At 63.4% G+C, this 25,761-nt stretch carries 24 protein-coding genes and 1 pseudogene; 21 read left to right on the top strand and 4 right to left on the bottom strand.

Going from position 1 to position 25,761, the window contains the following annotated elements; genetic code table 11:
* Positions 1-2: 2 nt before the first annotated feature.
* The gene (locus RHIZ70P_RS02065; protein ID WP_115668708.1) at positions 3-1,091 is read right to left on the bottom strand and encodes a right-handed parallel beta-helix repeat-containing protein; all 1,089 of its coding nucleotides are present in this window, start codon (positions 1,089-1,091) and stop codon (positions 3-5) included.
* 116 nt (positions 1,092-1,207) lie between these two features.
* Here RHIZ70P_RS02065 and RHIZ70P_RS02070 point away from each other — a divergent pair, with 116 nt between their 5' ends.
* The 3 genes from RHIZ70P_RS02070 (at position 1,208) to RHIZ70P_RS22895 (ending at position 2,944) form a co-directional block, all read left to right on the top strand.
* Positions 1,208-1,495: a DUF1330 domain-containing protein gene (locus RHIZ70P_RS02070; RefSeq protein WP_115668709.1), complete on the top strand. Its 288-nt coding sequence runs from the start codon at positions 1,208-1,210 to the stop codon at positions 1,493-1,495.
* Positions 1,496-1,616: 121 nt separating this feature from the next.
* A complete protein-coding gene (locus RHIZ70P_RS02075) occupies positions 1,617-2,597 on the top strand; it encodes a complex I NDUFA9 subunit family protein (RefSeq protein ID WP_115668710.1) in 981 nt (326 codons plus the stop codon).
* Between the two features lie 188 nt (positions 2,598-2,785).
* Positions 2,786-2,944, top strand: coding sequence for a hypothetical protein (locus RHIZ70P_RS22895; protein ID WP_028738715.1), 159 nt, complete (start codon positions 2,786-2,788; stop codon positions 2,942-2,944).
* Between the two features lie 69 nt (positions 2,945-3,013).
* Here the strand turns inward: RHIZ70P_RS22895 and RHIZ70P_RS02080 are convergent, their stop codons facing one another.
* The gene (locus tag RHIZ70P_RS02080; RefSeq protein ID WP_115668711.1) at positions 3,014-3,829 is read right to left on the bottom strand and encodes an undecaprenyl-diphosphate phosphatase; all 816 of its coding nucleotides are present in this window, start codon (positions 3,827-3,829) and stop codon (positions 3,014-3,016) included.
* 148 nt (positions 3,830-3,977) lie between these two features.
* Here RHIZ70P_RS02080 and RHIZ70P_RS02085 point away from each other — a divergent pair, with 148 nt between their 5' ends.
* The 13 genes from RHIZ70P_RS02085 to guaA all read left to right on the top strand — a co-directional run bounded on the left by RHIZ70P_RS02085 (position 3,978) and on the right by guaA (position 17,327).
* Positions 3,978-4,670: a glutathione S-transferase family protein gene (locus RHIZ70P_RS02085; protein WP_115668712.1), complete on the top strand. Its 693-nt coding sequence runs from the start codon at positions 3,978-3,980 to the stop codon at positions 4,668-4,670.
* 12 nt (positions 4,671-4,682) lie between these two features.
* Positions 4,683-5,837, top strand: coding sequence for a tRNA epoxyqueuosine(34) reductase QueG (queG, locus tag RHIZ70P_RS02090; RefSeq protein WP_115668713.1), 1,155 nt, complete (start codon positions 4,683-4,685; stop codon positions 5,835-5,837).
* A 4-nt stretch (positions 5,838-5,841) separates the two neighbouring features.
* On the top strand, positions 5,842-6,735 hold the full coding sequence (locus RHIZ70P_RS02095; protein ID WP_115668714.1) for an SDR family oxidoreductase: 894 nt from the start codon (positions 5,842-5,844) through the stop codon (positions 6,733-6,735).
* Between the two features lie 343 nt (positions 6,736-7,078).
* Complete coding sequence (locus tag RHIZ70P_RS02100; RefSeq protein ID WP_115668715.1) at positions 7,079-7,441, top strand: septal ring lytic transglycosylase RlpA family protein; 363 nt, start codon at positions 7,079-7,081, stop codon at positions 7,439-7,441.
* Positions 7,442-7,540: 99 nt separating this feature from the next.
* Positions 7,541-8,830, top strand: coding sequence for an RsmB/NOP family class I SAM-dependent RNA methyltransferase (locus tag RHIZ70P_RS02105; RefSeq protein WP_115668716.1), 1,290 nt, complete (start codon positions 7,541-7,543; stop codon positions 8,828-8,830).
* 142 nt (positions 8,831-8,972) lie between these two features.
* On the top strand, positions 8,973-10,253 hold the full coding sequence (locus tag RHIZ70P_RS02110) for an imelysin family protein (RefSeq protein WP_115668717.1): 1,281 nt from the start codon (positions 8,973-8,975) through the stop codon (positions 10,251-10,253).
* Positions 10,254-10,301: 48 nt separating this feature from the next.
* Positions 10,302-11,834: a di-heme oxidoredictase family protein gene (locus tag RHIZ70P_RS02115; protein WP_115668718.1), complete on the top strand. Its 1,533-nt coding sequence runs from the start codon at positions 10,302-10,304 to the stop codon at positions 11,832-11,834.
* Entirely contained in the window at positions 11,831-12,934 is a 1,104-nt protein-coding gene (locus RHIZ70P_RS02120; RefSeq protein WP_115668719.1) for an imelysin family protein, read from the top strand. The genes RHIZ70P_RS02115 and RHIZ70P_RS02120 overlap by 4 nt, the downstream gene beginning before the upstream one ends.
* A 1-nt stretch (position 12,935) precedes the next feature.
* Complete coding sequence (locus RHIZ70P_RS02125; protein WP_115668720.1) at positions 12,936-14,018, top strand: DUF1513 domain-containing protein; 1,083 nt, start codon at positions 12,936-12,938, stop codon at positions 14,016-14,018.
* Positions 14,019-14,060: 42 nt separating this feature from the next.
* Positions 14,061-14,513, top strand: coding sequence for a TspO/MBR family protein (locus RHIZ70P_RS02130; protein ID WP_115668721.1), 453 nt, complete (start codon positions 14,061-14,063; stop codon positions 14,511-14,513).
* An 87-nt stretch (positions 14,514-14,600) separates the two neighbouring features.
* Positions 14,601-15,050 (top strand): PaaI family thioesterase, encoded by a 450-nt coding sequence (locus RHIZ70P_RS02135; RefSeq protein WP_115669039.1) that lies wholly within the window; start codon positions 14,601-14,603, stop codon positions 15,048-15,050.
* The gene (locus RHIZ70P_RS02140; protein ID WP_115668722.1) at positions 15,047-15,685 is read left to right on the top strand and encodes a 5'-methylthioadenosine/S-adenosylhomocysteine nucleosidase; all 639 of its coding nucleotides are present in this window, start codon (positions 15,047-15,049) and stop codon (positions 15,683-15,685) included. The genes RHIZ70P_RS02135 and RHIZ70P_RS02140 overlap by 4 nt, the downstream gene beginning before the upstream one ends.
* A 79-nt stretch (positions 15,686-15,764) precedes the next feature.
* Positions 15,765-17,327, top strand: a complete 1,563-nt coding sequence (guaA, locus tag RHIZ70P_RS02145) for a glutamine-hydrolyzing GMP synthase (protein ID WP_115668723.1) — start codon at positions 15,765-15,767, stop codon at positions 17,325-17,327.
* Positions 17,328-17,576: 249 nt separating this feature from the next.
* Here guaA and RHIZ70P_RS02150 read toward each other — a convergent pair whose 3' ends face one another.
* Positions 17,577-20,039, bottom strand: coding sequence for a plasma-membrane proton-efflux P-type ATPase (locus tag RHIZ70P_RS02150; protein WP_115668724.1), 2,463 nt, complete (start codon positions 20,037-20,039; stop codon positions 17,577-17,579).
* 409 nt (positions 20,040-20,448) lie between these two features.
* Here RHIZ70P_RS02150 and RHIZ70P_RS02155 point away from each other — a divergent pair.
* The 5 genes and pseudogenes from RHIZ70P_RS02155 to RHIZ70P_RS02175 form a co-directional block, all read left to right on the top strand.
* Positions 20,449-20,538, top strand: a pseudogene (locus RHIZ70P_RS02155) (GMP synthase); the annotation flags it as partial.
* A gap of 308 nt (positions 20,539-20,846) precedes the next feature.
* The gene (locus tag RHIZ70P_RS02160; RefSeq protein ID WP_115668725.1) at positions 20,847-22,415 is read left to right on the top strand and encodes a globin-coupled sensor protein; all 1,569 of its coding nucleotides are present in this window, start codon (positions 20,847-20,849) and stop codon (positions 22,413-22,415) included.
* A gap of 108 nt (positions 22,416-22,523) precedes the next feature.
* A complete protein-coding gene (locus RHIZ70P_RS02165; protein WP_115668726.1) occupies positions 22,524-22,874 on the top strand; it encodes an ArsC family reductase in 351 nt (116 codons plus the stop codon).
* Between the two features lie 3 nt (positions 22,875-22,877).
* The gene (gene ybaK / locus RHIZ70P_RS02170; protein WP_115668727.1) at positions 22,878-23,351 is read left to right on the top strand and encodes a Cys-tRNA(Pro) deacylase; all 474 of its coding nucleotides are present in this window, start codon (positions 22,878-22,880) and stop codon (positions 23,349-23,351) included.
* Between the two features lie 167 nt (positions 23,352-23,518).
* Complete coding sequence (locus RHIZ70P_RS02175) at positions 23,519-24,772, top strand: aminopeptidase (protein WP_115668728.1); 1,254 nt, start codon at positions 23,519-23,521, stop codon at positions 24,770-24,772.
* Positions 24,773-24,817: 45 nt separating this feature from the next.
* Here RHIZ70P_RS02175 and RHIZ70P_RS02180 read toward each other — a convergent pair whose 3' ends face one another.
* Positions 24,818-25,699, bottom strand: coding sequence for an EamA family transporter (locus tag RHIZ70P_RS02180; protein WP_419178265.1), 882 nt, complete (start codon positions 25,697-25,699; stop codon positions 24,818-24,820).
* Positions 25,700-25,761 lie beyond the last annotated feature (62 nt).

Raw genomic sequence — 25,761 nt, forward strand, 5'->3', positions numbered from 1 at the left:
ATTCAATCATTGCCCACGACCTCGTTGGTCGGGTCGGTATTGCGGATCAACCCGTTCCAGCCGCCTGAAATGCGATTGCCGCGCACGACATTGTATTTGGCGAGATCCCGCGGATCGAGGCTGCTGCCCAAAGGCAGGTCCGGGGCGCCGAGGCGATGGGTGGTGCGACCATTGCGCTGGTTCAACCAGATTGCCGGGCGCGGACGAACCATCCCCTCATAGTGAAACCGATTGCCCTCGATGCGATTGTATTGCGGGGGCTGATGGCGGATCGTCCCGCCCTCGCCGGCGTTACGGTAGAGGAAAATGCCGCCATTGATCGCGTCCTCGAAGACATTGCCGGAAATGAGGTTGCGGGCAGAGCCATCGACCGCGACCTGCTCCCGCCGCGTCGTCTTCACGGCAAAGCGGTTGTCGATGATGCGGTTTTCGGCGCTCTCGGCGTCGAGATAGAGCGCCGTTGCCGTCGTTTCGCCGCGGAACCGCGATCCGCTCACCGTCACCCCGGTGACCCCCGGCCCGAGATAGAGCGGCAAGGTTCCCTGGGCGACGAAATCGAGATTGTCGAGAATGATCGCCGTCGGCGCGGCCGCCTGCGCGCGCGCGGTGTGGCCCGACGTCAGCGATGATCGCCGCACCTGTTCTGCCTGCCCGTTCAGGCCGAGGCCGGCCAGGCGCATGTTGCCGATGACCGTGCAGTTCTTCACCGTAATCGCCTTCGGCACGCTCCAGCTTCCGTCTCGTGCCTGCAGCGACCGGATCATGACCGTTGGCCGACGATGGCTGATCGGCATGTCAGGCGTTCCGAGCGTCCCGCCACGGCAATCGAATGTCGTGCCGGACGCCTTGGCGCCGGAAAAGGCGATCGGCCGGGCAATGACATCCTTCGGGTCGAGCGTCACGTCGCAGGAGATTTCGACGGGGCTGGCCTTGGCACCGGGCGGGCTGCGCAACTGCTCGTAGACGGAAGCCGGGCAAGCCTTCGCCTCGGCGGATCCGGCGGAAAGCGCAACAGCACCAGCCGCCAGCAGAAAAAGCGCAATCCCCGCTCCGACCAAAGAGACGAACGTGGGGCTGTGTGTTTCCGACATTGGCTCTTCCCCATCGACAGGCGGAAACCCGTATAACCGCGACACGGTGCAGCGCTTGACCGGGACGCCGATTTGCTCAATTAAACCATCATAACCAACAGGGATGGGACGAAAAAATGGCCAAGGGCTACTGGATCGCAAGAGTCGATATTCGCGATGCCGAAGGGTACAAGGGTTATGTCGCGGCGGCAAAGCCGGCTTTCGAAAAGTATGGTGCGAAATTCCTTGCGCGCGGCGGCGAGTTCACCGAGCTCGAGGGCAAGGCCCGGGCCCGCAACGTCGTCATCGAGTTTCCCTCGCACCAGGCCGCGGTGGATTGCTACAATTCGCCGGAATACCAGATCGCCGCGAAAATCCGCCAGCAAGTGGCCGATGCGGAAATGGTCGTCGTCGAAGGCGTCTGAGTTCAAGACCTTTTTCGAAGGGCCGAGCGCGTCGACGGCCCTTCCGCTCGCCTTTCGATTCGGCTAAAGACAGCGAGAATTCCAGCGCATCCTGCGCACGCCTATTCCAAGGAGCCAGCCCATGACCTTGTCCAACCTTCCGCCGCTCGTTACCGTGTTCGGGGGATCGGGCTTCGTCGGGCGGCATGTCGTTCGGGCCCTGGCCAAGCGCGGTTACCGCATCCGTGTCGCGGTTCGCCGCCCCGACCTCGCCTTCTTCCTGCAGCCGCTCGGCAATGTCGGGCAGATCTCCTTCGTCCAGGCCAATCTTCGCTACCGCGCGTCCGTCGACAAGGCGGTCCAGGGCGCCGACCACGTGGTCAACTGCGTCGGCATCCTGTTCGAGAGCGGTCGCAACAGCTTTGACGCCGTCCAGGATTTCGGTGCCCGCGCCGTTGCCGAGGCAGCCCGCTCCGTCGGCGCCAGGCTTACCCACATTTCGGCGATCGGCGCCGACGCCAAGTCGGATTCCGACTATGCCGCGACCAAGGGCCGTGCCGAAGATGCCGTCCGGTCGATCCTGCCCGATGCCGTGATCCTGCGCCCCTCGATCGTGTTCGGGCCGGAAGACGACTTCTTCAACAAATTCGCCGCCATGACGAAGGTCATGCCGGTCCTGCCGCTCGTCGGCGGCGGCAAGACGAAGTTCCAGCCGGTTCATGTCGAGGACGTGGCCGAGGCCGTTGCCCGCTCCGTCGACGGCAAGCTCACCCCCGGCGCCGTCTATGAACTGGGCGGCCGCGACGTCAAGACATTCCGCGAATGTCTCGAAACCATGCTCGAGGTGATCGGCCGCAAGCGTCCCTTCCTGACGCTGCCCTTCGGCATTGCTTCTTTGATCGGCAGCCTTTCGTCGATGATCCCCTTCGTCAAGCCGGCGCTGACCAGCGACCAGGTCAAACTCTTGAAGTCCGACAATGTCGTGTCCGAGGCTGCCAAGGCGGAAGGCCGCACGCTCGAAGGCATGGGGATCAGCCCGGTTTCGCTCGAATCGATCCTGCCGACCTACCTCGTTCACTACCGCCCGCACGGCCAGTTCACCGGCTCGGGCAAGGCTGCCTGACCTCTTGTGGAACCTGATCGGCCGTCTCTGCGTTGCACAAATGACGCAGGGACGGAATCCTTGCGTTAACCGCGAATTCAGCAAGATCTTCTATTGATGCCCCTGCGGGCAATGCGTAAACAACCACCAGTTCGGACGCGGCGGACACCGCCGGCGACGACCACAGCATCATATCGAGGGGCCTCTTCATGGGTAAGTCTATCGCACTGTTTTTCGCGTGTGCGGCACTGGTCATCATCGCCGGCTCGTTCCTGGCGCCGTCCACGGTTGCTGCGCGCAAGGGCAATTGCGCACCCGCCTATGGCGTCGATCCCTGCAGCACCGGCTCGATCTCGGTCACCCAGTAAGTTTTCGTATAATCAGACGAAAAAAGGCCGCTTCCGGGCGGCCTTTTTCTTGTCCTGTGCGGCGCTTTCTCAAGCGCCCCCGATACCCAGCATCAGCCCGATCAGGCCGAGCGTTCCGACAATGATCCGCCACCAGGCAAACGGCGCATAGCCGCGCTTCGACACGAAGTCGAGCAGGCTGCGCACCACAAGAAGCGCTGACAGGAATGCCGCCACGAAACCGATGGCGATGATCGCGCCATCGTCGAAGCTCAGCGCATCGCGGTTCTTGTAAAGGTCGAGGGCAAAGGCGCCGACCATCGTCGGCATGGCGAGGAAAAAGGAGAATTCCGCCGCCGAGCGCTTGTCCGTTCCGAGCAGCAGCGCGCCGACGATGGTGGCGCCCGAACGCGAGACGCCGGGGATCATAGCGACGCACTGGCAAAGGCCGATCTTGAAGGCGAGCGACAGGGGATAGTCCGTCACCTCGGTATATTTCGGCGTGAGCTTCAGCCGGTCGATCCACAGGAGCACGAAGCCGCCGAGGATCAGCATGACGCAGATCACCATGGGCGTTTCGAACAGCACCGACTTGATGAAGTCATGGGCCAGTGCCCCGATCACCGCCGCCGGCAGGAAGGCGAGAAGGATTGCCGCGACGAATCGACGGCTCCCCGGATCGGTCGGCAGGCCGATCGCCAGCAGGAAGAGCTTGCGAAAATAGACGCTGAGGATCGCCAGGATGGCGCCGAGCTGGATCAGAACGGCAAAGGTGTTTTCCGGCGACTTGAAGCCGAGGAAATGGCCGGCCAGCAGCACATGGGCGGTCGAGGAGACCGGAATGAACTCCGTCAGGCCCTCGATCAGGCCAAGGAAAAGCGCGCTGAGAATGGATTGATCTTCCATGGAAGGTCCTTGAGAAGCAGGGCGGGAGGACGTGCGATTTGCTTGTATTGCGTCAACCAAGCTCCTATAGCTTGGAAGCCGTGGTCATGACCAGCCGCAAGTCGCGCGCCCGTGCCGGTGTTCAAATGCCTGAAGAATTCGAGTGACAATGCCAACATTGTATCATCACCCCATGTCCACCGCGTCCCGGTTCGTCCGGCTGGTGCTCTCCGAATACGGCTTCCAGGTCGATCTCGTGGAAGAGCAGACATGGGAAAAACGCCGGGAATTCCTGTCGCTCAACCCGGCCGGCACCCTGCCGGTCTATGTCGATGACAACATGCGGGTCCTGTGCGGACCGGTGGTCATTTCCGAATTTCTCGACGAGACCCACGGCGTGCTGAAACGCGATCGCCGGCTCTTGGCCGAAGATCCGTTCCAGCGCGCCGAGATTCGTCGACTAACGGAATGGTTCCTGCAGAAGATGGAGCAGGACGTCACCAGGCCACTGGTGCGCGAACGCGTCCACAAGCTGCTGATCCCCAACGGGCTCGGCGGCGGCGCGCCCGATTCCAAGGTCTTGCGCACGGCTCGCGGCAATATCCGCCAGCACATGAAATACTTGAGCTGGCTTTCCGGCTCGCGTCCCTGGCTTGCCGGCGACCGGCTGAGCTATGCCGACCTCGCCGCGGCCGCAGCGATCTCCGTGCTCGACTATCTCGGGGAAATCGACTGGGCGGAATATCCGGTCGCCAAGGAATGGTATCAACGGATCAAGTCGCGACCATCCTTCCGTCCGCTGCTGGCCGAGCGCCTGCGTGGCCTGACCCCTGTTTCGCACTATGCGGACCTGGATTTCTAAGGAAGCCGGGCCATGCCGCAAGAGCAGGCCATATCCGCCCCCGACAAGAAACGCGCGTCGCTGACCGCCTTCATCAAGAAGGAGGCCGAGGCGCAGGGGTTCGACCTCTGTCGCATCACCACGCCTGACGCCATTCCCGAGGCGCCGGAGCGCCTCTCCGCCTATATCGAGGCCGGCTATCACGGGACGATGGACTGGATGCCGGAGACGCGCGAGCGTCGGGGCGATCCCCGCGTGCTTTGGCCGGACGTGCGCTCGATCGTCATGTTCGGCATGAATTACGGCCCCGATCTCGACCCACGTTATCTCCAGTCGCGGCCTGAGAAGGGAGCGGTCTCGGTCTATGCCCGCAATCGCGACTATCACGATGTGATGAAAGGCCGGCTGAAGGAAATCGCCACCCGCTTTGCCGCGCGCGCCGGCGCAGACGTCAAGGTCTTCGTCGACACCGCCCCGGTGATGGAGAAGCCGCTGGCCGCAGCGGCCGGCCTCGGCTGGCAGGGCAAGCACACCAACCTGGTCAGCCGCGACTTTGGCTCCTGGCTGTATCTCGGCAGCCTGTTCACCACGGCCGACCTGTTGTTGGATGAGCCGGAGGTGGATCATTGCGGCTCCTGCCGCGCCTGCCTCGACGCCTGTCCGACCCATGCCTTCCCCGCGCCTTACAAGATCGATGCGCGGCGCTGCATCTCCTATCTGACCATCGAGCACAAGGGCAGCATCGATCCGGATCTGCGTGCCGCCTTCGGCAACCGCATCTATGGTTGTGACGACTGCCTGTCGGCCTGTCCGTGGAACAAGTTTGCCAGCGAAGCGCGCGAGATGAAGCTTCAGGCACGCGCCGACCTGTTGGAGCCCGACCTTTCCTTCCTGCTTTCGCTCGACGACCCGACCTTCCGCACCTTCTTCAGCGGCTCGCCGGTCAAACGCATCGGACGCAACCGCTTCGTGCGCAATTGCCTGATCGCCGCCGGCAATTCGGGCAGCGGCGATCTGGTCCCCGCCTGCCGGACACTCATCGGCGACGCGGCGCCGGAAGTTCGCGGCATGGCGGTGTGGGCGCTTTCGCGGCTGCTGCCGCAGGCGGATTTCGCGAAAATGCGCCAGGCGCACCTTCCGGCCGAGACCGAAGCCGAGGTAAGACGGGAATGGACGATGGCGGAGTAAAGTGATGCATGTGATGATTTTCGGCGCCGGCTATTCCGGCAAGTCCATCGGCCGGCTTCTGTCTTCCGCCGGACATCAGGTCTCCGGCACGACACGCAGCAGCGAAAAGCAATCCGCCTTGCGTGAATGCGGGATCGCGCCCTTGCTGTTCGACGGTAACGAAATCTCGCCGACGATCAAAGCCGAACTGGCCACGGTCACCCATCTCGTCCAGTCGATCGCGCCGGGCCGCGACGGCGACCCGCTGATCCGCCTTTTCGGCGAGAACGAACTCAAGGCGCTGATGCCGAAGCTCGAATGGATCGCCTATCTCTCCACCGTCGGCGTCTATGGCGATCATGGCGGCGCCTGGGTGGATGAGGACTCGGTGCTCAATCCCGTCTCGCAGCGCTCGGTCGAGCGCGTCGAGGCCGAAATGGCCTGGCAGGCGCTTGCCGAACGCACCGGCGTGCCGCTCGCCATCCTGCGCCTTTCGGGTATTTACGGTCCGGGACGCAACGCCTTCGTCAACCTTTCCAACGGCACGGCGCGGCGCCTCGTCAAGAAGGACCAGGTGTTCAACCGGATACGCGTCGAGGACATCGCTGGTGCGGCCGCCTTCCTCGGCGAAAGGCTCCAGCCGGGCATATATAACGTGACCGACGACGAGCCCTGCCCGCCGCAGGACGTGGTCGCGGAGGCAGCGCGATTGATGGGGATCGCACCACCACCGGAGCAGCCCTTCGAGACGGCCGAACTCACGCCGATGGCGCGGTCGTTCTATGGCGAGAACAAGCGGGTCTCCAATCGCCGGCTGAAGGCGCTCGGCTTTGCCTTCTCTCATCCGGACTACCGTCAGTCGCTTCAGGATCTCTGGTCGAACGGTACCTGGAACAAAGCGGGCCACCGGGCGTTTTAACAGCACAACAAGACCTCCGGACGAGTGATCCACCGCCGTCTGCCCCCGAATCTCCACATTTCAGGCATGAAATGTGGCGGTTCGGATTATTTTTGCGTGATTTTTTTCGTGATCGCACCATTTTGGGAATTGCCCGGAATGGATTTCCGCTTTTTCCCTGAAATTAAACTGCTTTTGCTGAACGCGATCAAATCGCAACCATAGCGATTCGTTTTCTGGAATCACGAATGTTACACCTTGAAACATTCCGTGATGTGGCAAAGGCACGTTTTTGCCATTTTTCCCCTCGTTTTGGCGATGCCACGCAAAATTTGGCTCGTGTCAACGACTAGGGAAATGCAAATTGACGAATATCCGGCGCTCAACCTTCACTGTCGCAACAATAGTAGCCCTCGCTGCTTTCCTGCCGCTCTCGGCCCATGCGGCCTCTTCCTGCGGCGGCGCATCCTGGTATGCGTTGCACTCCAAGACAGCTTCCGGTGAACGCATGAACCCGTCGCTTCTCACCGCCGCCCACAAGTCGCTGCGCTTCGGCACCAAGCTGAAGGTCACCAATGCGAAGAATGGCAAGAGCGTCGTGGTGCGCATCAATGATCGCGGCCCGTTCATTCGCGGACGGGTGCTCGACCTTTCCAAGGCCGCCGCGCAGAACATCGGCATGATCCGCTCCGGCCACGGCAAGGTCTGCTACGAGATCATCGGCTGATCGCCGACCCGCGACTGGACACGACGCCGACCGGTTAGGCGCTTGCTCTTCAAACGGTTCGCAGTTACCACGCTCTCTTCGAATTCAGGAGAATGGAACATGCGTCTGGGCGGCCGCCTCGCTGGTGCGATCGAAGTGCTGGATGACATCGAAACGCGTCGCCGCCCGGTGGCGGACGCGCTGAAGGACTGGGGCCTCGCGCACCGCTTCGCCGGATCCGGCGACCGCGCCGCGATCGGCAACATCGTCTATGATGCATTGAGAATGAAGCTCTCGCATGCCTGGCTGATGGACGACGACAGCGCCGCAGCGCTCGGCTGGGCCGTGCTGCTGCGCCAGTGGGGCCTTGTCCCCGAAGCACTGGCAACCGAATTCGACGGCGACAATTTTGCCCCGAAGCCCCTGACGGCGGAGCAACTCGCGGCCTTTTCGTCCCGCGACCTCGCCGATGCGCCGCTGCATGTGCAGGGCGACATCCCGGAATGGATCCAGCCGTCCTTCGAAGCCGCCTTCGGCGAAGACTGGCTTTGCGAAGCCAAGGCGCTCGCCGAACGCCCGACGCTCGACCTGCGCGTCAACACCATCAAGGCCAATCGCGACAAGGTTCTGAAGGCGCTCGACCGCACCAATGCGAAGGCCGCCAGCATCGCCCGCTTCGGCATTCGTATCCCCGCAGGCGAAGGTGCCTCGCGCCTGCCCAACGTCACCGCCGAACTCAGCTTTCAGAAGGGCTGGTTCGAGGTGCAGGACGAGGGATCGCAGATCGTCTCCGATCTGGTCGACGCCAAGGAAGGCGATCAGGTTCTCGATTTCTGTGCCGGCGGCGGCGGCAAGACGCTCGCCATCGCCGCGGTGATGAACAACAAGGGCCAGGTCCACGCCTATGACGCCGACCGCAAACGTCTGGCGCCGATCATCGAGCGGCTGAAGCGCGCCGGCACCCGCAACGTCCAGGTGCACGACAGCTTGCGCGGCATCGAAAGCCTGAAAGGCCATGTCGACCGCGTGCTGGTCGATGCCCCTTGCACCGGTACCGGCACGTGGCGCCGGCGACCCGACACGAAGTGGCGGCTGACGCTCCGCAATCTGCAGGAACGCGTCGCCCAGCAGCAGGAAGCGCTCAGCGAAGCGGCCGCCTATGTGCGCCCCGGCGGGGAACTGCTCTACGTCACCTGTTCGGTCCTGCCGGAGGAAAACGACGCGCAGGCGACCGCCTTTTGCGCCGCCAATCCCGCGTTCGAGATCGCGCCGACGCTCGACGGCTGGGATCGTCTGTTCGGCAAGGATGCACCGCGCCCACGCTCGCAGAACGGCCTCAGCGTCACCCTGAGCCCCGCCTCGACCGATACCGACGGCTTTTTCTTCTGCCGGATGCGCCGCAAGGCATGAGGCGCATCCGCCCCGTCGGACTTGACGAACCGCAAGCGGTGGGCGCTTTTCTATTCTCGACTATTTGACACCAGTTTCATTTTCCGCCAAGACAAAGTCGTTCGTTTTACGCAGAGGGCGCGCAAGCGTCGAAGGAGAGACCATGTCCCGCAAATCCATTCTTGGCGCCTCGTTCGCGCTCTTGATTGCCTCGGCAAGCTTCATGGCCGGCCCTGCAGCTGCCGCCACCGACGCGGCGGCCGTCCTCAACCACTATGCGGCGCTGGCCCATGCCAAGTACGAGGACTCGCTCAACACCGCCAAGGCGCTCGACGCCGCCATCGACGCGCTGATCGCCACCCCCAGCGAAGAGACGCTGAAGGCCGCGCGCGCCGCCTGGATCAAGGCCCGCGCGCCCTACCAGCAGTCGGAGGTCTATCGCTTCGGCAATGCCGTGGTCGATGACTGGGAAGGCAAGGTCAATGCCTGGCCGCTCGACGAGGGCCTGATCGACTATGTCGACGCCTCCTACGGCACCGAGAGTGATGAGAACGCGCTGTTCGTCGCCAATGTGATTGCCAACCCGAAGCTGAAGATCAACGGCAAGGATGTCGACGCCACCCATCTGACGCCGGAATTCCTCTCCGAGACGCTGCATGAAGCCGGCGAGATCGAAGCCAATGTGGCGACCGGCTATCACGCCATCGAATTCCTGCTGTGGGGCCAGGACCTCAACGGCACGGGTCCCGGCGCCGGAAACCGCGCCTATACGGACTTCGACACCAAGAATTGCACCAACGGCCATTGCGACCGCCGCGCCGCCTATCTCAAGGCAGCCTCCACGCTGCTGGTTTCCGATCTTCAGGAAATGGTCACCTCCTGGGCGCCGGACGGCGAAGCGACGAAGACCGTGACCGCCGATCCGAAGGCCGGCATCTCCGCCATCCTCACCGGCATGGGCTCGTTGTCCTACGGCGAACTGGCCGGCGAGCGCATGAAGCTCGGCGTGCTGCTGCATGATCCGGAAGAAGAACACGACTGCTTCTCCGACAACACCCATGCCTCGCACCTCAACGACGCCGTCGGCATCGCGTCCGCCTATACCGGCGAATACACCCGCGCCGACGGCACGAAGATGACCGGCCCGTCGCTCTCCGAACTGGTCGCGGCAAAGGATACGGCGCTCGACGCCGAGATGAGGGCCAAGCTCACCAAGACGCTCGACGCGATGAACGCCATGGCCAAGCGCGCCGAGACGGTCGAGGCCTATGACCAGATGATCGGCGAAGGCAATGCCGAGGGCAATGCTACCGTGCAGGCCGCCATCGACGGGCTGATCGACCAGACCAAGACCATCGAGCGCGTCATTGCGTCGCTGGATCTGGGCACGATCGAGCTTGAAGGTTCCGATAGCCTGGATAATCCTAACGCCGTGTTCCAATAAGACAAAGGCGGGCCATCGGACCTCTCCGGTGGCCCGAATTCCATTAACATGTCCCGCATCACCGCCCACATCACCCGGCATCTGCTGCTCGCAACCGCCCTGTCCTTTGCCGTGCTCGGCACCGCTCTGGCCGATGATCCGGTGCGGCGGACGGATCTGACGCCGAAGGACCTGAAGCGCGTCGAAAAGGTCACGAGCCCGACGACCGACTTTTCAAAGCCGGAACCGTTCGAACTGATGCAGGGCGGGGCGGCTACGTCGACCCACCCGGTCAACGGCGATGCTTTTTCGCATTTTTCCGCCAACATTACCTTCTCCGAGGAGGAGGAGTTCAAGCTCGGCAATGCGCTGTTTCGCAAGTTCTGGGTGTCCTCGCCCTCCTCGACCCAGGCCTCCGACGGTCTCGGGCCGCTGTTCAACGCCCGCGCCTGCCAGAGCTGTCACCTGAAGGACGGACGCGGCCATCCGCCGGAGGGGGCAGCCGATGCCACTTCGATGTTCCTCAGGCTCGCCCGCCCGGCGCGCACCGACGAGGAACGCCAGGCGGTGGCCGAGCTTGCGGCCGTCAATTTCCCCGATCCCACCTATGGCGGCCAATTGCAGGATCTGGCCGTTCCGGGCATTGCCGCCGAAGGCCGGATGAAGATCACCTATACCGAGGAAACCGTGACGCTTGCCGGCGGCGAGACAGTATCGCTGCGCAAGCCGACCTATGCGATTACCGATCTCGCCTACGGTCCGCTCGCCCCGGAGACGACTCTGTCGCCGCGCATCGCCAATCCGATGGTCGGCATGGGGCTGATCCAGGCGATCACTGATGCCGACATCCTTGCCCGGGCCGATCCGCAGGATCGTGATGGCGATGGCATTTCCGGCCGCGCGGCGCGGGCCCGCGATCACCGCACCGGCGAGTTGAAACTGGGCCGCTTCGGCTGGAAGGCACAAAACGCCTCCGTGCGCGACCAGAGTTCCAGCGCCTTCAAGGGCGATCTCGGCATTTCGACGCCGGACGCGCCCCATCCCTTTGGCGACTGCACGCAAGCACAGGAAAAGTGCCTGTCGATGCCGACCGGCGTGCAGGTCCGGCTGGGCGACACCGAAGCCCCCGACCCGGTCCTCGACCTCGTCACCTTCTATTCGGAAAACCTGGCGCTGCCGGCCCGGCGCAACATCGACGATCCGACCGTACTCAAGGGAAAGTCGATCTTCTACGCGTCGGGCTGCGTCGCCTGCCACACGCCGAAATACGTGACCAGCCGCAAGGCGGAAAACAAGGCGCATCGGTTCCAGCTGATCTGGCCCCATTCCGACTTTCTGCTGCATGACATGGGCGAGGGTCTCGCCGATGGGCAGCAGGTCGGCGATGCCGGCGGACAGGAATGGCGCACGGCGCCGCTCTGGGGAATCGGCTTGACCGAAGTGGTGAACGGCCACACCTTCTTCCTGCATGACGGACGCGCCCGCAACCTCACAGAGGCGATCCTCTGGCACGGCGGCGAGGCGCAGGCGTCCCGCGACAGCTTTGCAGCCCTGCCGCCCGATAATCGCAAGGCGCTGATCGCCTTCCTGGAGTCGCTATGAAACCTCTCGTTCTCAGCCTCTTCATTGCCCTTGGCCTTTCGACGACAGCAACTGCGCAGGAGGCCGGGGCGACCCCGGCGACCCTGAAGAGCGAGGCTATCCCGGCGGTCATGGAAAAGGCCGTCGAAAACTTCATTCGCCCCGGCTACCATCGATTCCGCGACCAGTCGGCCACCCTTGAGACCGACATGCACGCGCTCTGTGCCGGGCCCTCCGCCGAAGCCCTCGACAAGGCCCGTGTCGCATTCGACAAGACGGTCGCCGCCTGGAGCACGGTCGAGATCGTCCGCGTCGGGCCGGTGATCGAGGCCAACCGCTTCGAGCGCATCCTCTTCTATCCCGATCGCAAGAGCACCGGGCTGAAACAGGTCCAGGCCATCCTGGCCAGGCCGGACGAGAGTGCGACATCGGTCGAGACACTGAAGGACAAGAGCGTCGCCATGCAGGGGCTCGGCGCGCTCGAATTCGTCCTCTTCGGCACCGGATCCGAGGTACTGCTGAAGGATCAGCAGAACTTTCGCTGCCGCTACGGTGCCGCCATCGCCGGCAATCTGCTGCGGCTCGGCAACGAACTCGCCGACGAATGGGACAAGGATGGCGGGATAAAGGACGCCTGGAAACACCCCGGACCGGACAATCCGGTCTTCCGTGACGGCCGCGAGGCGATCACCGCCCTGCTCGGCATTCTGGTCCACGGCGCCGAGGCGATCCGCGACCAGCGGATCGAGACCTTCTACAAGGGCGCGGACAACAACACCTTCCCACGGCAAGCGATCTACTGGCGCAGCCGCAACACCTGGCACTCGGTGGAGGCCAATATCGAAGCCCTCCGCGCGCTGATGCGGGAATCGGGCATGGCCGACCTCCTCGACGAGGATTCGCGATCGATCGTCTCCTCGATCGACTTCGTCGCCAGGTCTCTCGTCAGGGTGGCCAACGACATCGATCCGGATATCGAGGCGGCCGTCGCCGATCCGATCGAGCGCACCAAGCTCGACTTCCTGCTGCTCAACAGCAAGGACCTGATCCTGCGTCTGGGCAACGATTATGGCGGCGCGATCGGTCTGACGGCTGGCTTCTCCTTCTCCGACGGCGACTAGGATGCGGAAACCGGGGCTGATCGACCGGCGATCCTTCGTGAAAGCGGCAGGCGCCGCCTTCCTCGCCACGCTTTCGCCGCGCGCGCTGTTCGCCCTCGAGCGCAGCGATGCCGTCTACGCCTCCGGGTTCCGATCGCCGAACGGCCAATTCGGCATCGGCCTGGTCGCCGAGGACGGGACCTTCATCGATCGGATCGCCCTGCCCGACCGGGTCCACGGCCTGGGCCACAGTCCGGCGACCGGGCTTTCGGTCGCGTTCGCCCGGCGTCCCGGCACCTTTGCGGTCATCTTCGACGCCCGCAAGCGCGCCGAACCGATCGTCATCGCCGCGCCCGACAACCGCCACTTCTTCGGCCACGGCTACTTCTCGCCGGATGGCCGCCTGCTTTATGCCAGCGAGAACGATTTCGACGCCAATCGCGGCATGATCGGCGTCTACGATGCGACGGACGGCTTCCGCCGGATCGGGGAATTTTCCGCCCACGGCATCGGCACCCACGACATGACGGTCAGCGACGACGGCCGCCTGTTGATCATCGCCAATGGCGGGATCAAGACCCATCCGGATTTCGGTCGCACCAAGCTCAACCTCGACCATATGGAACCCTCGCTGGTGCTCGCCGATGCCGCGACCGGCGCCCTGATCGAGAAGCACGTCATGCCGCGCGAACTCAGCCAGTTGTCGACCCGGCATCTCGACCTGGACCAGGATGGTCGCGTCTGGTTCGCCTGCCAGTACGAGGGCCCGCGCAACGATACGCCGCCGCTGGTTGGCCATTTCGCCCGCGGCGAGGCCCTTGCCTTCGTCTCCCTGCCGCAAGACATTACCGCAGGCCTCGCCAACTATGTCGGCGCGATCGCCGTCAACCGGCGCGACGGTCTCGTCGGCTTAACCTCGCCGAAGGGCGGGCTGGCCGTCACGCTCGACGGACGGAGCGGCAAGGTGGTTTCGACAACCGTCGTCGCCGATGCCGCCGGCATAGCGCCCGCCTTGTCGGGCTTCGCCGTCTCCTCCTACGACGGGCATTTCCAGGCGATGCAAAGCCCGCTGGCCTGGGACCAGCATATCGTCCGCCTTTCATAGGCGGGACCTTGGCGAAGAACCACCGCGCCCTATCTTCACACCATGCGTAAAACAGTCACCTATGTCGTCTTCATCGCCGCCGTTGTCGGGCTCGGCATTCTCTCGGGCCTCTCCAACATGCCGGGCGAATGGTATCGGTCGCTCGAGAAACCGTTCTTCAATCCGCCGGCCTGGATCTTTGCCCCGGTATGGACGGTGCTCTACGTGCTGATCGGCATTGCCGGGGCAAGGGTCTGGCTCAAGGCGCCGGCCTCCGCCGCCATGCAGATCTGGTTCGCCCAGATCGCGCTCAACATGATGTGGTCGCCGGCCTTCTTCGGCCTCGAGGCACCGGGCCTCGCCCTGCTGGTCATCCTCGGCCTCCTCGTTACCATCATCGGCTTCATCTGGCAGGCGGGACCAATCGATCGCGTGGCGCGACTGCTGTTTTTCCCCTATCTCGCCTGGCTGGGCTTCGCCACACTGCTCAACGCCTCGCTATTCCTGATGAACTAGGACGAGATGCGGCCGAATCCGCCTTTCGGCCGCTTGCCGAAGCTCATCCGGCATGCCAATTTCGCGCCTGCGAAAAGAGGCACATCCATGAATGAAATCGATAGCGACGCGGTCGGCGAGCGGATCCGCAGGAGCTTCGCCCGGCAGGGCGCCATGCACACGCTCGGCGCGGAACTCACCAGCGTCAGCCAGGGCGTCGTCGAAATCGAGATGCCCTTCGACGAGAAGCTGACCCAGCAGCACGGCATCCTGCATGCCGGCGTGATATCCGCGGCCCTCGATACCGCCTGCACCTACAGCGCCTATACGATGATCGAGCCGGACGTCTCGCTTCTGACGATCGAGTTCAAGGTCAACCTGATGTCGCCCGGCAAGGGCGAGCGCTTCCTGTTTCGCGGCGAGATCACCAAACCCGGCTCCACCATCATCGTCGCCGACGGACGCGGCTACGCCCTGAACGACGGCCCCGCCAAGCTCATTGCCTCGATGACCAGCACGATGATGGTCGTTCGCGGCCGCAAGGAGATTTCCGGATGACGTTCGAGCTCAAGTCGGTTTCGGGCAGGTCGATCCTGTTCGTCATGGCGGTGGAGGCCGAATACGGCTCGTTCCTGCGCTCGCGGATCGAACCTTTGATGACGGGCGTCGGCCCGGTCGAGGCCGCCATCGCGCTGACGCGGGCGCTCTCCGGGCTCGAGGCGGAGAACCAGCGGCCCGATCTCGTCGTCTCGCTCGGCTCAGCCGGCTCGGCCAGGCTGGAGCAGACGGAAATCTACCAGGCCTCCTCGGTCTCCTATCGCGACATGGACGCCTCGCCGCTCGGTTTTGAAAAGGGTCGCACGCCGTTCCTCGACCTGCCGGCCGCTGTCGAACTGCCGCTGCGCATTCCCGGCGTGCCGACCGCCAGCCTGTCCACCGGCGCCAATATCGTCTCGGGCACCGCCTATGACGCGATCGACGCGGACATGGTCGACATGGAGACTTTCGCGGTCCTGAGGACCTGCCATGCCTTCAACCTGCCGCTGATCGGACTGCGCGGCATTTCCGACGGCAAGCAGGAACTCAAGCATGTCGACGACTGGAAGGAATATCTCCACGTCGTCGACCGCAAGCTGGCGCTCACGGTCGACAGCCTGTTCGAGGCGCTGGAAGACGGCGTGTTCTGGTTCTAGGGCCGGATCGCCCGGAATTGCGGACAATCGGCACAATTCTCCGATTGAAAGAAGCCACGCTTTTCATTAAAGGCTCGCCATGACCCAGACAGCACATCCCGACAGCGTCCTCATCATCGATTTCGGCAGCCAGGTAACGCAGCTGATCGCACGCCGCGTGCGCGAAGCCGGCGTCTATTGCGAGATCGTCCCCTTCCAGTCCGCCGAGGAAGGTTTCCATCGGCTGAAGCCGAAGGCGATCATCCTGTCGGGCAGCCCTGCCTCGACGCTGGACGAGGGAAGCCCCCGCGCGCCGCAGGTCATCTTCGACAGCGGCCTGCCGATCTTCGGCATCTGCTACGGCCAGCAGACGATGTGCGCCCAGCTCGGCGGCAAGGTCGAAAGCGGCCACCACCGCGAATTCGGTCGCGCCTTCCTCGAGATCGACAAGGAATGCCCGCTGTTCGAGGGCCTGTGGTCCGCCGGCTCGCGCCACCAGGTGTGGATGAGCCACGGCGACCGCGTCACCGCGATCCCGCCGGGCTTCGAGGTCGTTGCCACCTCGTCCAACGCCCCCTTCGCCTTCATCGCCGACGAGAAGCGCAAGTACTACGCCGTGCAGTTCCATCCGGAAGTCGTGCACACGCCGGACGGCGCCAAGCTGATCGGCAACTTCATCCACAAGATCGCCGGCCTTAAGGGCGACTGGACCATGTCGGCCTATCGCGCCAAGGCCGTTCAGGCCATCCGCGACCAGGTCGGCGACAAACGCGTCATCTGCGCGCTGTCGGGCGGCGTCGATTCCTCGGTCGCGGCTCTGCTGATCCACGAGGCCGTCGGCGACCAGCTGACCTGCATCCTCGTCGACCACGGCCTGATGCGCAAGAACGAGGCCGCCGACGTGGTCGCCATGTTCAAGGAACACTACAACCTGCACCTGATCCACGTCGATGCGATCGACCGCTTCGTCGGGGAACTGGAAGGCGTCAGCGATCCGGAAACCAAGCGCAAGATCATCGGCCGGCTGTTCATCGAGACCTTCGAGGACGAAGCCAAGAAGCTCGGCGGCGCCGACTTCCTCGGCCAGGGCACGCTCTATCCGGATGTCATCGAAAGCGTCTCGTTTACCGGCGGCCCGTCGGTGACGATCAAGTCGCACCACAATGTCGGCGGCCTGCCGGAGCGCATGAACATGCAGCTCGTCGAGCCGCTTCGCGAACTGTTCAAGGACGAAGTCCGCGTTCTCGGCAAGGAACTGGGCCTTCCCGACAGCTTCATCGGCCGCCACCCCTTCCCCGGCCCCGGCCTTGCCATCCGCTGCCCCGGCGGCATCACGCGCGAAAAGCTCGAGATCCTTCGCGAGGCCGATGCCATCTATCTCGACGAGATCCGCAAGGCCGGCCTCTATGACGCGATCTGGCAGGCCTTCGCCGTGCTCCTGCCGGTGCAGACCGTCGGGGTCATGGGCGACGGGCGCACCTACGAGTTCGTCTGCGCGCTGCGCGCCGTGACCTCGGTCGATGGCATGACTGCCGACTTCTACCACTACGACATGGAATTCCTCGGCCGCGCCGCCACCCGCATCATCAACGAAGTGCGCGGCATCAACCGCGTCGTCTACGATGTGACCTCGAAGCCGCCCGGCACGATCGAGTGGGAATGAGGGGATGCCTTCGGCGGCGATCGCGCAGGTCTGACGGGGTCTTCGTCGCCTTCCTATTGCCGCCATGGTCTTCACCCGGCTCTTCCTGCTCTGTCTCCATCACCGTGAGGAAAATGAAGCCGGGTCGGAGCTGGCCGTAAAGGCAATGTGGCTAGGTTGGATAAAGGTCTTGCGTTGTGTTTGGCTTTCCTCACGCGAAAGCCCGTCGAATCGAATTTCATGCTCAGCGTTTCGACACTGCCGACGCGATCACTGGTTTCCCGAAACCGCATTGGGAACAAGCCATCTGATCATCGCGACCTTCAACGCGTCGTTCAGAACCAGGCACGAGACGAGCGCGTAGCCGAATATGGCGAGCATCTGCCACCAGGGCAAAGGCGCGAGCCCCTTGATCCCAACGAAGGTCAGGCAGGTGCCCACGATGACGTCCGCAGACAGGGCTAACATGAAGACCTTGCTTGGCAGGGTCCGCCAGAACCAGTTCCGCTCTCTCGCCGACACGACAGAGAAGACGGCGAAGTATAGGAGCATCAGAAAGCTGAACGTATAGAGTGCGTCGTTATTGGTCGCCAAACCGAAGTTCGTCCAGCCGATCCACAATAGGAAAAGCGTTTCCGCCACCATCGCGATACCGAGAACGATGGACACGATGATGAAACCGCCAATGTTCCATGTCTCCGGGTTCTTCGACGGTTTGACATTGTCCGTGGCGAGGGCGACTTTCGCGAAATCCGTCAGGAAAACCAGAAGCAGCATGGAGAAGGCGGACACAACGAACTTGCCCGTCACAACGAATGCGATGGCCACGAAGGCAGCCTTCAGGATGGTCCGGCTGATCTTGTTGATGACCCATGTGAGGATGCGCTGATAGATCGTTCTTCCCTGTTCGACCAGCGTGACGATGTTGGTCAGCCCCGCCTCGGTCAAAACGACGCTCGCAGCGCCCTTGGCGACGTCAGTCGCGGTGCTGACGCCTATTCCCACCTCGGCCTGGCGGAGGGCCGGCGCGTCATTGACGCCATCACCCGTCATGCCGGTCACATGCCCAGCAGCCTGCAGATGCTTCACCACGGTATATTTGTCTTCCGGGAACACCTCGGCAAAGCCATCGGCGCCGGCGAAAAGGTCGGCCGTTTCGGCGCCCTTTTGTCCGCTTGCGGCTTTCAAATCCGCGACCCGCTGGATCTCGGGGAGTCCGACGCCACGACCGATCTCAAGCGCCACGGGAAGCGCGTCGCCGGTCAGCATTTTTACCTGTACGCCCAGATCATGGAGTGTCGCAATGAGCTGCTTGGCATCCGGTCGCGGCGGATCGTATAGTGCCACCAGTCCCAGCAAAACAGGGGTGCCGTTGGCTGGGCCGCGCGCCACCGCCAGCGTCCGATAGCCCTTTGCTGCCGACGCGCTAACGCGCGCATCCAGCATCTCGATTTCGGCTGGCTGGAGTCCACAGGCCTCGGCGACGGTGCGCACGGCGCCTTTCATCACGCGCAGCTGCTGTCCATTCTGCTCGACGACGGCTTCCGTCCGACGGGTTTTCGCATCGAACGGCGCGAAAGAAACAGGCGTGGCGGCGGCAAGGCCGTCGAAGACATGATGAGCTTGCGCCGCAGCGAGAAAGGCCAGGTCGATCGGATCTTGGTTGGATTCCTGCGATGCGAGCGCGCCTGCAACCAAGACATCGGCTTCCGTCGCTTGCGCCAACGGGGTCACGCCCGTGACCGTCAGTTGGTTCATTGTGATCGTGCCGGTCTTGTCCACGCAAAGCACGTCCATCGTCGCGGCGTCTTCGGCAGCGCTCAGCCGGGTGACCAACACCCCGCGCCGGGCCAGTTCTTTCGACCCGAATGCCATGCTGACTGTGAACATAACGGGAAGCGCAACCGGCACAGCGCTCATCATGAGGACGAGCAGGAGCGGGATCATTTCGAGCAGCGGTGCTCCGCGGACCAGGGAAAGCACAAACACCGCACCGAGCACTGCGCCGACAATGACGAACAGCCAGCGCACGATCTTGGCCACGACCGCTTCGATATGAAGTTTCGGACGCGCCTCCTGCACCAGTTCTGTCGTGCGGCCGAAATAGGTGTGGGCACCCGTCAAAATCACCAGGCCATTGCCCTCGCCCCGCCGGACGATGCTACCCGATGAGAGGACGTCGCCGGGTTGCTTGTCAGCATCTTTCGACTCGCCCGTGAGCGCGGATTGGTCCACGCTCACGGCGTCCGTGAGGAGTCTCACGTCCGCAGGGATGACGTCACCCGGGCGCACGCGGACGATATCGCCAGGCACCAGCTCTCGCGCGGGAATCACTTGCCAATTGGAATCGCGAAGAGCGCGAGCATTGACCTGCAGGCGCTTGCGCAAGGCATCAACGACGCCAGCAGCCCGCTGTTCCTGGGTAAAGCTTAGAATGGCGTTGACAATCAGCAGCGCGGTCACGACCGCAAGGTCGGTATAATTCCCGAGTACGGCGGATAGGATCATGATCAATTCAAGCATCCACGCCGAGATGCCCCAGAATTTCTTCATGAACTCCAGGGCCGGATGCGCCTTCCTTTCGGCGACTTCGTTGTAGCCGTGCTTCTTGCGCTGTGTATCGACCTCCGCGTGCGTGAGCCCGGTATCGGGATTTACGTGGAGCGCCGCGAGCGTGTCAGGGATCGACGCGGTGGCGACGTTGGGGGCGCTCTGGTTTTGGGATGTCTCCATCGTGAATATCCTTTTGCACCGTTTGCGAAGGTCTCGCCAATGGGCTTGGGCTGCACGTCCGTCGTTGTCAGGGGCGACAGATGCCATTCCGTCCGACGATACGCTCGAACGGCACTCGTGTCAGTGGATAGGCTTGCACGGTTGGTTCGCAGCCCTCAATCATGGCTGGCGGTCTTTTTCAGGTTTGCTGGTATCGCCGACTCGGGGAGACGGTTCTTGGTCTTGAGCAGAGAACTTTTTTGTGAAAATCAGGCATTACCATGACCTAAAATGATCGAGCGGGAATAAGCCTCCAGAGCACCTCGGAGCCGCTGGGACGGAACGGCAGGCGCTCCGTCCTCCGCTGGCCCGCACATTTTCCTGATATCGCACCTATGCAACCGTTTTCCGCCGCCCATCGACCGTCCTGGCCACCCGCATCATCAACGAAGTGCGCGGCATCAACCGCGTCGTCTACGATGTGACCTCGAAGCCGCCCGGCACGATCGAGTGGGAATGAGGCTTCCTGCATCCTTTTTCGGACCATTCTTGGCGGCCGGTAACCTCGTTGCCGGCCGCCACCCGTTTTGGTCCACCCTTGCCAGACCACCACCCCGAATAGTTCCACACCGAAAATCGACAGTTCAAGAAGAGATTTTCTATCAAGCAGTTTTTATATAAACATTATATATTTCAGCTTATCTCAATACATAGAGAAGTTACAATTTATAAACCATACCTCTCTACCCTCCTCAAAGAAGATTCGAGATCAGTCAGTATTAGACGAGTCGAAATTTCCAGAGATCTATTTTCGGCGAGGGGGCCGCCATGACCAATTTCAAGCAGGACACCGTGCATTCGACGACCACCCATGCGGTCGAGCCATCAGCCGGAGAGAATATCGAGCAGCGCCTCGACTTCATGCAGCTTTCGAAGACCGACCGGGAGGGGATCCGCAGCCTGAAGGCGCTGGTTGACCGGGAACTACCGAAAGGGTTGGACAAGTTCTATGCGCAGATGCGCAAGACACAGGAGGTCCGCCGGTTCTTCTCCTCCGACGAACATATCGACCGCGCCAAGGGCGCACAGGTGAACCACTGGTCGAAAATCTCGCAAGGCGACTTCAGCGCCGACTATGTCGCCAAGGTCAGGACGATCGGCACCGTGCATGCCCGCATCGGCCTCGAGCCACGCTGGTATATCGGCGGCTACGCCATCGTGCTCGATCACCTGGTCCAGGAAGTGGTTCGCCATGCCTTCGCGGGCCAGGGCATGTTCGGCAAGGGACGGGCCAAGACAGAGGAGACCGGACGCGTGCTCGGCGCGCTGGTCAAGGCGGTGATGCTCGACATGGACCTCGCCATCTCCGTCTACATCGATGAAGCCGAGGCGGCCAAGCAGAAGGCACAAGCGGAAGCGATTGCCGCCGAGCGGAACCTGGTCTGCGAGATTTTCGGCGAAGCCATGGCCCGCATCGCTGCCAAGGACCTGACTCACTGCATGGCCCACGACGTGCCGGAAGCCTATCACCCGGTCTGTTCCGACTTCAACAACGCAACACAGGAACTGGCCGCGACGATCGGCGCCATCGAGACCGGCATGCGTCAGATCAACAGTGGCAGTGAGGAGATCCGACAGGCGGCGGAGGATCTGGCCAAGCGCACCGAACGACAGGCGGCCTCGCTCGAGGAGACCGCGGCCTCGCTCGATGAAATCACCACGACCGTGGGCGACTCGACCCGGCGCGCTGGCGAGGCGAGCCTGCTGGTGGAGCGGATGAAGAACGGAGCCGAGGATTCGGGCGAGATCGTCAAGCAGGCCGTGTCGGCCATGGACGCGATCGAAGCCTCCTCCACCGCGATCGGCAACATCATCGGCGTGATCGACAACATCGCCTTCCAGACCAACCTGCTGGCGCTGAATGCGGGCGTCGAAGCGGCCCGCGCCGGCGAGGCCGGGAAAGGATTCGCGGTCGTCGCACAGGAAGTCCGTGAACTGGCCCAACGATCCGCCCAGGCAGCGCGCGAGATCAAGGACCTGATCACCCGGTCCGGTGAACAGGTGCGCAATGGCGTCGAGCTTGTAGGCAATACAGGCGAGGCGCTGCAGGCGATCGTCACCGATGTCGGCGAACTCTCCCATCACATCAGCGCCATCGTTCAGGCGGCCCGCGAGCAATCGACTGCACTCACCGAGATCAACACTGCCGTCAACAGCATGGACCAGGCGACCCAGCAGAACGCGGCCATGGTTGAGCAGTCGACGGCAGCCACGCACGCGCTTACGGGCGAAATCGGCCGCATCGTGGGGATGATACGCCAGTTCGAGACGGGAAATCCGGCCTTGATCCTCGGGAAAGATGCGCCCGGTGACGGGCGGCGGCGGCCGGCGGCCTGACGGAGCCGGTTCACGGCCACGCTTGCGGATTGCCGCGGTTTTGTTATTCCAGACAGCGCGTGCCGAATTGGCCGCCTTTACCGCCCAGCCTCGACGAGAACCGATTCCATGCCCGCCACGATCTACGGCATCAAGAACTGCGACACCATGAAGAAGGCGCGCCTGTGGCTCGACGAACACGGTGTCGACTATGCCTTCCACGACTACAAGGCCTCGGGGATCGACCGGGAACACCTCCAGCGCTGGTGCACCGATGCCGGCTGGGAGACCGTGCTCAATCGTGCCGGAACCACGTTCAGACAGCTGCCCAACGAGGCCAAGGCCGATCTTGACCCGGAAAAGGCAATCGCTCTGATGCTCGCCCAGCCGTCGATGATCAAGCGGCCGGTGCTGGAAGCCGACGGCAAGCTGCTGATCGGCTTCAAGCCGGAGATCTATGCCGCCGAACTCAAGGCCTGAGCCATGGCAAAAGCGACGCGGGCGACGCAGTTTCTCGAGAAGGCCGGCGTCGCCTTCACCACCGTGACCTATGACTACGATCCGGACGCCGAGCGCATCGGATTGCAGGCGGCGGAGGCGATCGGCGAGGCGCCGCACCGCGTGCTGAAGACGCTGATGGCCGAACTCGACGGCAAGCCGGTCTGTGTCGTGGTGCCTTCCGACAGGGAGGTGAGCATGAAAAAACTGGCAGCAGCCTTCGGCGGCAAGCATGCGGCGATGATGAAACCGGCCGTGGCCGAGAAGACGACCGGCTATGTGGTCGGCGGCATCAGCCCCTTCGGCCAGAAGAAGCCCGTGCCGACCGCGATCGAGGTCGAATCCCTCAACGAACCGCATGTTTACATGAACGGCGGCCAGCGCGGGCTGCAGGTCAGGCTTTCACCGCAGGATGCGCTCAACGCGCTTCGCGCCATCGCGGCGCCGCTGGTCGCCTGAAGCCGTCGCAGCCAGCCCGAGCACCCCCCTGCCGCGACCGGCCTTAGCCGGCGTTTTTCGCGCCGATCCAACCCTGCGCCAACCTCCGGCGAACGGGACACCTTCATTTTCGCCGCAAAGCTCTCTAGGCTAGTCGCACCTATCGCCAACAACCCTCAGGCCCTCCCATGACATTCCTGCCCGAATTTGAAACCGCCGTCGATCCGATCCGCCTTGAAAAGCTCGCCGAAGTGGCCGTCAAGGTCGGCCTGCAATTGGAAAAGGGCCAGGATCTGGTGATGACCGCGCCGCTGGCAGCCCTGCCGCTCGCCCGGCTGATCACCAAGCATGCCTACCTGGCCGGCGCCGGCATCGTCACCACCTTCTATGCCGACGAAGAGGCGACGCTTGCCCGCTACGATCACGCCCCGGACGAGAGCTTCGACAAGGCGTCCGGCTGGCTCTATGACGGCATGGCCAAGGCCTATGAGAAGGGCGCGGCGCGGCTGGCGATCGCCGGCGACAATCCGATGCTGTTGTCCGGCCAGGATCCGGCCAAGGTGGCACGGGCCAACAAGGCCAATTCGATCGCCTACAAGCCGGCGCTGGAGCACATCTCCAATTTCGACATCAACTGGAACATCTGCTCCTATCCCAACCCGTCCTGGGCAAAGCTGGTCTTCCCGGACCTGCCGATCGCCCAAGCCGTCGAAAAGCTCGCCGAGGCGATCTTCGCCGCCTCGCGCGTCAACGAGGCCGATCCCGTCGCCGCCTGGGCCGCCCACAATGCGGAGCTTCGCAAGCGCTCGAGCTGGCTGAACGGCGAGCGCTTCTCGGCGCTGCATTTTACCGGCCCCGGCACGGACCTGACCGTCGGCCTTGCCGACGGCCACGAATGGCATGGCGGCGCCTCCACGGCCAAGAACGGCATCACCTGCAATCCCAACATCCCGACGGAGGAGGTGTTCACCACGCCGCATGCGCTGAAGGTCGAGGGCCATGTCTCGTCCACCAAGCCGCTCTCGCACCAGGGCACGCTGATTGACAACATCCAGGTGCGGTTCGAGGGCGGTCGCATCGTCGAGGCGAAGGCGTCGAAGGGCGAGGAAGTGCTCCTCAAGGTGCTCGACACCGACGAGGGGGCGCGCAGGCTGGGCGAAGTGGCCCTGGTGCCGCATTCCTCGCCGATCTCGGCCTCCGGCATCCTGTTCTACAACACCCTGTTCGACGAGAACGCCTCCTGCCACATCGCGCTCGGCCAGTGCTATTCCAAGTGCTTCCTCGATGGGGCCTCGCTGACGGCCGACCAGATCAAGGCGCAGGGCGGCAATGCCTCGCTGATCCACATCGACTGGATGATCGGCTCGGACAAGGTCGATATCGACGGCATCCGCGCCGATGGCGCGAAGGTGCCGGTGATGCGCAAGGGCGAATGGGCCTGATCGATCCGATCATCGGAAAGGCTGGTCACACCGGCCTTTCCGGCGTCAGACGGCGGCTGACATTGCCGGCGGCGGCCGGGACGCCCACTGCGCCGACCAGACGCTGACGAGCACGGCCACGAAGCCGAGCATCTGCAAGGGCGACAGGTTCTGGCCGAGCAGCGTCCAGCCGAGCAGCGTCGCGACCAGCGGGCTCAGGAAGCCGAGGGAGGCGACCGCCGACGGCTCGAGGCGGGCGAGCCCCCAGAACCAGACGAGATAGGTCAACGCGCCGCCGATCAGGCCGAGATGGACGAAGCCGAGATAGTTCTCGAGTGTCAGGGATGGCAGCGCCGGCTCCAGCATAAACGCCAGCGGCACCAGCATGATGCCGCCCGCCGTCAGCTGCCAGGCGGTGAAGGTCAGGCTGGAGACCGGCGGATGCCAATGGCGTGAGAGCACCGTGCCCGCCGCCATGGACGCGGCCCCGGCCAGGCCTGCCGCCACGCCCAGCGGGTCGAGCGCTGCCTTCGGCGTCAGTACCAGCAGGGCCACGCCGAAAAGCCCGCCGGCCGCCGCCAGCACCACGGCCCGGCGCATCGGCGTGCCGATCACGAGCCGGGCAAGGCCGATGACGATCAGCGGCTGGATCGCCCCCACCGTGGCGGCGACACCACCCGGCAGGCGATAGGCCGAGACGAACAGCATGGCCCAGAAGAAGGTGAAGTTCAGACCGCCGAGCACGAAGACGCGCGGCCACCAGCGGCCGGACGGCAGCTGCTGCACGATGGCGAGAAGCAGAAGCCCGGCCGGCAGGGCGCGCAGCATGGCGACGGTGAGGGGGTAGCCCCGCGGCAAAAGGCCGGTGGTGACGATGTAGGTGCTGCCCCAGATCGCCGGCGCCAGCGCGGTCAGGGCGATCACCGCCAAGGGCGATTTTGTCTTCAGTTCCATTATCTTGACCTCAAACTATATCGTCAGATTACCTGCAGATATCTTGACGTCAAGCA

It is taken from the genome of Paenirhizobium selenitireducens ATCC BAA-1503 (assembly GCF_900492185.1).
Lineage (GTDB): Bacteria > Pseudomonadota > Alphaproteobacteria > Rhizobiales > Rhizobiaceae > Allorhizobium > Allorhizobium selenitireducens_A.